Below are 8,367 nucleotides of genomic sequence, written 5' to 3' on the forward strand. Positions count from 1 at the left end.
TAGCCGCGAAAAAGCAGAAGAGAAACAATTCATGACCGAAACCCTTCTATTGATAGTTTGTTGTGCCTTGCTTGGCTGTGGTGTTGGTTTCTTGGCTGGGTTATTAGGGATTGGTGGAGGGCTTATCATTGTACCTGCTTTAAGCAGTATTTTACTGTACTTTGAAGTGGTGGATTCACCTCACATCTTAGTAGTGGCAATTGCAACGTCATTGGCTTCAATTTTATTTACGTCTACTTCATCAGCGCTTGCTCATCATAAGAAAAAAAATGTGCCATGGGATATTACGCCATGGATTATGGGGGGGGTTGCATTCGGTGCGTTAGTGAGTGGTTTTATTGCAGGTTTATTGCCAGAAGCAGCGATACGAGTTATTTTCTCTGTCAGTGTGGTGTTGATAGCATTAAAAATGCTGCATAGCAGTACAAAAATCCAGCAAAAAAAACGGGCTTTACCCAATCATCTTGTTTTAAGTGGTTTAACCGCTATGATGGGAGGGCTATCAGCAATGATTGGTATTGGAGGTGGGGCGTTGCTAGTTCCACTTTTGACTTATTTTGCTGTTGACATGAAAAAAGCGATTGGTTGTGCTTCTACAAGTGGTATTGTCATCGCGCTTTTTGGCTCTGTGGGGTATGTAACTTCGGGTAGCATTCATCACACATGGGCACAAGGTTTTGCTGGTTTTGTATATTTGCCAGCACTTTTTGGTATTGTTCTGACGTCTTGGTTTACGGCCCCTATTGGTGCTAAAGCAACGCAGTATTTACCCACTTCAATGATTAAAAAGATATTTGCAGCTTTATTACTTTTTATTGCTGTCAGTATGATAATGAACTAAAGGACGGCTATGGCTTTACAGTTTCCTGAAATAGACCCAATTATTTTTTCAATTGGACCATTTTTTTCAATTGGACCATTGAGCGTACGTTGGTATGGCGTAATGTACTTAATTGGTTTTACATTTGCTATGTGGCTAGCGAATCGACAAGCAGAGAAGCCAAACTCTGGATGGACGAAAGAGCAAGTGAGTGACATGCTGTTTTATGGTATGTTGGGGGTTATACTTGGAGGCCGGATTGGCTATGTATTATTTTATCAATTCTCCCATTTTTTAGAAAACCCGCTATACCTATTAAGAATTGATCAAGGTGGTATGTCTTTTCATGGTGGGGCTTTAGGCGTTATTGCGGCGATTGTTATTTTTGCTATTCGTACTAATAAATCGATTCTCTGTGTGGGAGATTTTGTTGTGCCATTGGTCCCAGTCGGGTTATTAGCCGGGCGAGTTGGTAATTTTATCAATGGCGAGCTCTGGGGGCGAACTACAGATGTTCCTTGGGCTTTTGTATTTCCTACTGGTGGACCTTTGCCAAGGCACCCTTCACAGTTATATGAAGCCTTATTTGAAGGGTTAGTTTTATTTATTATGCTGATTTGGTTTGCAAAGCGACCAAGACCAGCGGGCAGTGTTGCTGGTTTATTTTTGTTAGGCTACGGTATATTTAGGTTTTGTATTGAATACTTCAGAGAACCAGATGCACATATTGGATTGTATGGTGGTGTGATATCACAAGGGCAGATTTTATCATTGCCAATGGTTATTGCCGGTGCAGTACTCATGGCTTGGGCGTATAAGAGACAGTCTTTAGAACAGTCGCAATCAAATAGTTAAATTAAGTTAAGTTATGAAGCAATATTTAGAGTTAATGCGCCATGTAAAAGAGCAGGGCACAAAAAAAGAAGATCGAACTGGTACAGGGACCGTTAGTGTTTTTGGATACCAAATGCGCTTTAATTTGCAGGAAGGTTTCCCTTTAGTTACGACTAAAAAATGCCATATGCGCTCAATTATTCACGAATTGTTATGGTTTTTAAAGGGCGAAACTAACATTGCCTATTTAAAAGAGAATGGCGTGAGTATTTGGGATGGCTGGGCAACTAATGATGGTGAGTTAGGGCCTGTGTACGGTAAGCAGTGGCGCTCATGGAGTGGTCCCAATGGTGAAGTTGTAGATCAAATTCAAGATATTATTGAACAAATTCAAAACAACCCAGACTCGCGCAGACTTATAGTGAGCGCTTGGAATCCTGCATTATTGCCGGATACAAATTATTCGCCAAAAGAAAATGCGCAAATGGGAAAGCAAGCACTCCCTCCTTGTCATACTTTATTTCAGTTTTATGTATTAGATGGGAAGCTTTCTTGTCAGCTTTATCAGCGAAGTGCCGATATTTTCTTAGGTGTACCATTTAACATTGCAAGTTATGCATTATTAACGATGATGATTGCTCAAGTATGCGATTTACAGCCTGGAGATTTTATTCATACGTTCGGTGATGCGCATTTATACTCTAATCATATGGAGCAAGTGGACGAACAATTATCTAGAGTTCCGTATGCAAAACCCACAATGAAAATTAACACAGAAGTAAAAGATATTTTTGCTTTTAAATATGAAGATTTTGAACTGGAGAACTACCAGGCTCACCCACATATTAAAGCACCTGTGGCTATTTAGGAGAGAAAATGAAAGCCGTTATTCCTGTTGCGGGACTTGGTACTCGCATGTTGCCAGCAACGAAAGCAATCCCAAAAGAAATGCTACCCATTGTTGATAGGCCGCTTATTCAATATGTTGTTAGTGAAGCGGTGTCAGCTGGCATTAAAGAGATTGTACTTGTTACTCACTCTAGTAAAAACTCGATTGAGAATCACTTTGATACGAGTTTTGAACTTGAAGCAACATTGGAGAAGCGAGTTAAGCGACAGTTGCTCGCCGAAATACAGTTAATATGCCCGAAAGATGTAACAATTATTCACGTAAGACAAGGTGAGGCTAAAGGGCTAGGGCACGCCATTAACTGTGCAGCCCCAATTATTGGAGACTCCCCTTTTGTGGTGATGTTACCAGATGTGCTTATAGACGATGCGTCGAGTGATTTAACGAAGGATAACTTAGCAGAAATGCTGAATCGATTTAAAGAAACAGGGAAAAGCCAGATAATGGTAGAGCCTGTCGCGCATGAGAATGTTGATAAGTTTGGCATCGCAGATATTGGCGATGTTGTACTTGATGCGGGCGCTAGTTGTGACTTAAATCTATTAGTAGAAAAGCCAAGCATTGAAGATGCTCCTTCAAATTTGGCTGTGGTGGGCCGATATGTACTGAGTAAAAATATTTGGCCTCTGTTGGCAAAAACTCCACTGGGTGCAGGTGATGAAATACAGTTAACAGACGCAATTGCTATGCTTATGGATGAAGATGCTGTGCAAGCGTACGCAATAAAAGGGCGAAGCCATGATTGTGGTAGTAAGTTAGGGTATTTACAAGCTAATATAGAGTATGCTTTACGTAGAAGCGAGTTTGCTAGTGACTTAAAAAAGCACATTAAGTCACTTTTATAATCGATTTTTTGAATTAACCTACATTTCTAATTAGGCGACCATTGTGCTCAACCAAAACTGGTGTATGGTCGCTCTATTCCTTCTCATAAATATACAAGTATGAATTACATACAGGCTCTAATTTTTCGAATTACCTAATACAGTAACTGTAAGGTTAGTAACCATTCTTTTCTATGAAGTAACTTGTTGCGGCAAGGCTTTGCCATGCATACATGGGTTAAAGTATATCGGGTAAATACGCACATGGGTCTGCTGAGGCTATTTTTTATTATGGGTTTGTATCGCTGTTGCGAAGCCTCGATAAGTGAGTCAGTTTTTAGAAACTAAAATCATGCAGCGTTTGTAACGATTATTTAAGTTAATAGGTACTCAATTTGGGGCTGTGAAATCACAAAAACTACATTACATGCAAGAAGGTAGGTAAATGATAGAAATGCTCATTGCTTTTTTGTAGAACGAGCAAACTGTGTTGAATGAGCAGCGTAACAGCAATATTGTATTACAATGACGAGCCTAAGATAAGTCATGAGTGCGTGTAACCAAATTTAGGTATGCTTTTTGCATTTGATAAGCAAATGATATTAGGATACGCACAATGCAATATTTACTCGTAATACTGATAGCGCTATTGGGCGGGTGTCAACTCGTTGAAGAACCTGCACCTAAGCATGTGGCATATATTGCGCCTGCAAAAAGCATGGCACCTTATACGGTGCATGAGTATGTCAGTAGTTTGACTGTGCAATTGAGTAATATAACAGGTATGCGTAAGAATAATGCACGTATCGCTATTACAAGCTTTTTTAAAGCTGATGCGTTAAGTACTGGACTCGCGAATCAGCAAGTCGTAGGCCTTAGTCAGCAGATTCAAGAAAGCCTACTCACCCAGTTTACTCAACTTGGTTATCATACGATAGAGCACCGACTTGACACACAAATGACTCTTTTGAGTAACGCAGAAAGTATGTTGAGCCGAAATGCAGAGTCATTACGACTGCGCCAAAATATTGACTTTATCGTCACTGGAACACTGACACAGCAACAGCATGCTTACATAGTTAATGCTAGGCTGATAAATATGCAAGATGGACGTATTGTTTCAGCAGCTACAGCTGAGATACCGATAAATACGATGTGGACGGATGAAAAGGTCCAACAACGAAATGGTTTAATTTACCGAACTGAATACTAACGAGGAATCATCATGAAATTTCTATTTGTCGCGTCAATTTTTCTATGTACAGCTGGTTGCTCGATGTTTAATGCAAAAATGACGAGTAGCCAAGCTGAAGATACAATCGCAAATGATTCTCGAACTGTGGCAGCTCCAATGGCGAGTGCGCATTTATTTCAATCCAAAAAGGCGGTGCCCAATACGGCTTCTCAAATGACCTCTATTAGTCGGAAAAATATAAACCACTATGTCCGAGGTATGATGCAAGATATGGCTGAAAATTTGCAGTATGTTAATCAAAAGACCCCATTGGCAGTATCGAGCTTTGTTTTTCTAGATGATGAATATGATGATTCATCATTATTAGGCAATCAACTATCGGAAAGCTTTATGCATGAGCTACATCATTTTGGCGTTTCTGTGATCGACTTCAAAACGACAGACTATATGCGAGTGACACCTCAAGGAGATTTTGTATTCAGCCGTGATTATTTGGAATTAAATGAGGATCAAAACTTTCAATATGTGTTGGCGGGTACTTTGGTAAATCATCAAGGGGGAGTACTTGTTAATGCACGAATTATTGGATTAATGAGTAAAGCGGTAGTTGGCTCTGCTCAAGGGTTTATTCCGCAAACGGTTGTGGATGCATTAGGCAGCAGTTATCGAACAGATGGGATTATGATGAAGAAAGCGGATCGGTGAGGTAATTATGTTATTAATAAGTATTAGAGGCTTAGTTATTAGTTGTATTCTGTTGGTGTTTTCTGGATGTACGATGACAGATTGGTATGCAACTAAACAGCCCGTTATCCACAAAGAACCGAGTACTATGAATGATAAAATGTACGATGAACTAGAGGCAGGAGAAGCTGAAGTACTGAACTCAACGACCGTATATTATCCACAAAGTCACCATGTGAAACTAGAAAGTTATGTAGAGCAAATGGCGTTAGACTTGGTCGATACGATGGTGTCAGAGCAAGCGATTAATATTGCAGTTGCGTCTTTTGTAAATTTAGATCGTTCCTTACAGGTCAGTACTCAGTTAGGTAACCAGCTTTCAGAAACTTTTATTCATCAATTGCAAAAGTTTGGGTACGGTGTTGTTGATTTTAAAACCACCAACCAAGTCGCTGTCACGGGGTATGGTGATTTTGTTTTTTCGCGTGATATAAAACAACTTACAGGTGATAGAATTGCAAGTCATGTATTATCAGGCACCTTGTTGTACAGAGTGAATGGGGTAGAGGTGAATGCGCGTGTGATTGATATTGAGTCGAAGCGTGTTATTGCCAGCAGCACTAAGTTAGTACCAACTTATGTAATTCACGGCTCATCAATAGAGTCTTAAGCCGCTGAGGATATGAAGGTTACACTTTTTCTGTAAAAGGTTTACAGATACTGAAATTTAAATGACAATTGTTTTCATTTGAATTTGGTTTACTGTTGCTACACTTTATTTTAATTTTTATTTATGGCTTTTTCTTATGCCTATCTGCTGGTGCCTTAGCTAATATCGGAAAAGTTCAAGCTCCAAAATTACTGTCTGTTTCAAATAACCCTGAACGTATTGAAGTCGTTGGGGTGCGCAAGCGCCTCTATGAAAAAGGGCTATTAAAAGACAGCATAGTCAAAACAGAACTCATTTCAGAACAGCAAATTAAAGCAACTCAGGCCGCAAATTTAAGCGAGGCCATTTCCAACTCTATAGGGATTAGAGTTTCTAATGAATGTTCAATGTGCGGTGCAAAGCGGGTGATGATAAATGGCCTTAAAGGTGAGCATACGAATGTTTTAGTTGATGGTATTCCACTTCACACAATGTTGTCTGGGTTTTATGGGCTAGATGCAGTAGCAATGTCAGGTATTGGAAAAATCGAAGTTGCAAGAGGGGCTGGTGCTTCTCTCATTGCACCAGAGGCGATTGGTGGAACTATAAACTTAGTCACTCAAACACCGACTGAAAGTGGCGGTGAGCTTGATGTTTCTTTAGGAAATTTAGGGTATCGAAAGTTTGCCTTCATGGGGTCCGCGGTGCCAAAAGGGCATGGTATCAGTACCAGTATGATTGTTCAATTAGATGAACGTAAGCAGTATGATGGAGATAATAATGGCGTGAGCGAAAGTCCGCAGTTAGAAAATCAATCATTTACGACATTACTATCATATGACTTTGATCGGGATACTGATATTCGAATTCGCTTTAATCATACTAAGTCAGAGGTATTTGGTGGTCCTATTTTAGGGGATGATTCAGGTACTATAAAAGATGTGCTAGCGAGTGTGTCATTAGGAGAAGCTCCTGCATTATTTGCTCAAGGACATGTCAATGACCGCTATATAGGGCATCCGTGGGAGACGGCTGAGTGGGTAAAAACACAAAGAAATGAAATACTAGGGTCAGTATTAAGAGAATTTGGATCGTCTTTTAATGGAACATTGAGTGTAGCCCGTGTTAATCATAAACAAGTGTCATTTTATGAGGGAGTTGATTATGATGCGAAAGATAATATGGATTATGTCGACCTAAGACTAAATTGGGATTTTAATTCAGACCACTTAATGACATTTGGCGTAGATTATCGGAATGAGCAAATGCGCTCTCACTCTCGTGCACTTGCAACACTGAATAACTATGTATCGGATAGTTTTGATTATTTGGTGCAAGGTATCTATTTACAAGATTCATGGACGGTAAATACGTGGTTAGAAGTATCGACAGCCATGCGATTAGATCATGTCAAAGCTGATTTTGTTGACCCGATGAAAATGGGGATCGAGATTGATAAAACATTACTCTCTCCAAGAGTTGATAGTAGGGTTTTTCACTCGGAGGAATTGACGTCACGCTTGTCTATTGGACAAGGTTACCGTGCACCTTTGTCATTTTTTGAAAGTGATCATGGAATTCTAGATGCGCAAAAAGGGTACCTAATTGATGTGTCTCAACTTGAACGGTCCAAAAGTATCAGTTATTCGCTTAATTTTGAGAACGAAACATGGATAAACACCGCATCTATTGCATATACACAAGTAGAAGGGTTAGCTAGTTTAGAGAGTAATGATGCCGGCACACCTGTTTTGAGCCAATTAACTCAAACTGCTAGTGTGTTGGCGATAGACTTTGCGCTTTCGTATCAACTAAATAAAATGTTCAATATTGCTCTATCAGCAGAAGCATATAAATACAATGATCCCTTTAGGGCATCTTTTGCAATTGCCCCCATAGAAAAGCGGGGAACCGTTTCTTTTAATTGGCAGTATATCCACCATACCTTAGATCTGACTTTAGTTTATGTAACCAGTCGTAACCTTAAAGATTATAATTACTTTGGATATAACGATGTTAAAAATAAAAAGCTAAAACCAACGGATGTACCAGCATTTTCGACCGTTGATTTCAAATATCAATTTAATTGGACGCGCGGTCTAACCTTATATATTGGTGCCAATAATGTACTGAATTATAGCCAAGCCCGTACAGGGAGCTCCCCGTTATTATTTGATGCCGAAGGTGGATATGACGTGACATATATTTACGCTCCTATGCGAGGAAGAATGGTATATGCTGGATTTGATTGGGATTTCTAAATTAGTCAGAAGCGTTCTATGTGTTTTGATATTGATGATAAGCGGGGCTGGATATGGGTATGTTGAGCAGCTTACCAGGCGGTTGGATGATGGAAGTGATAGTTCTTTGTACAACTTGCATGGACCAATATTAACTCTGAGCTTTTTCACACCAGAATGTACTTGGTGTAAAAAACAGCATCGTGTGTTA

9 protein-coding genes are annotated in these 8,367 nt (G+C 39.7%); all 9 read left to right on the forward strand.

Annotation, left to right across the window (positions count from 1 at the left end; all coding sequences use genetic code 11):
* Positions 1–31: 31 nt before the first annotated feature.
* Entirely contained in the window at positions 32–841 is an 810-nt protein-coding gene (locus J8L98_RS08980) for a sulfite exporter TauE/SafE family protein (RefSeq protein ID WP_210996136.1), read from the forward strand.
* Between the two features lie 9 nt (positions 842–850).
* Positions 851–1,675, forward strand: coding sequence for a prolipoprotein diacylglyceryl transferase (gene lgt, locus J8L98_RS08985; protein WP_210996137.1), 825 nt, complete (start codon positions 851–853; stop codon positions 1,673–1,675).
* 13 nt (positions 1,676–1,688) lie between these two features.
* On the forward strand, positions 1,689–2,522 hold the full coding sequence (locus J8L98_RS08990; protein ID WP_210996138.1) for a thymidylate synthase: 834 nt from the start codon (positions 1,689–1,691) through the stop codon (positions 2,520–2,522).
* Positions 2,523–2,530: 8 nt separating this feature from the next.
* The gene (galU, locus tag J8L98_RS08995; RefSeq protein ID WP_210996139.1) at positions 2,531–3,409 is read left to right on the forward strand and encodes a UTP--glucose-1-phosphate uridylyltransferase GalU; all 879 of its coding nucleotides are present in this window, start codon (positions 2,531–2,533) and stop codon (positions 3,407–3,409) included.
* 595 nt (positions 3,410–4,004) lie between these two features.
* Complete coding sequence (locus J8L98_RS09000) at positions 4,005–4,601, forward strand: FlgO family outer membrane protein (protein WP_192506795.1); 597 nt, start codon at positions 4,005–4,007, stop codon at positions 4,599–4,601.
* 63 nt (positions 4,602–4,664) lie between these two features.
* The gene (locus J8L98_RS09005) at positions 4,665–5,288 is read left to right on the forward strand and encodes a FlgO family outer membrane protein (protein WP_192508507.1); all 624 of its coding nucleotides are present in this window, start codon (positions 4,665–4,667) and stop codon (positions 5,286–5,288) included.
* 73 nt (positions 5,289–5,361) lie between these two features.
* Positions 5,362–5,937 carry a FlgO family outer membrane protein gene (locus tag J8L98_RS09010; RefSeq protein ID WP_247682479.1) on the forward strand — a complete coding sequence of 192 codons (576 nt, stop codon included), beginning with the start codon at positions 5,362–5,364 and terminating at the stop codon, positions 5,935–5,937.
* A gap of 95 nt (positions 5,938–6,032) precedes the next feature.
* Positions 6,033–8,177 (forward strand): TonB-dependent receptor, encoded by a 2,145-nt coding sequence (locus tag J8L98_RS09015; protein WP_210996141.1) that lies wholly within the window; start codon positions 6,033–6,035, stop codon positions 8,175–8,177.
* Positions 8,152–8,367 (forward strand): hypothetical protein (locus J8L98_RS09020; RefSeq protein ID WP_210996142.1); only part of this gene is annotated, 216 nt, incomplete at its 3' end. The genes J8L98_RS09015 and J8L98_RS09020, both read left to right, overlap by 26 nt.

The organism is Pseudoalteromonas sp. MMG013 (genome assembly GCF_018100885.1).
GTDB lineage: Bacteria > Pseudomonadota > Gammaproteobacteria > Enterobacterales > Alteromonadaceae > Pseudoalteromonas > Pseudoalteromonas aurantia.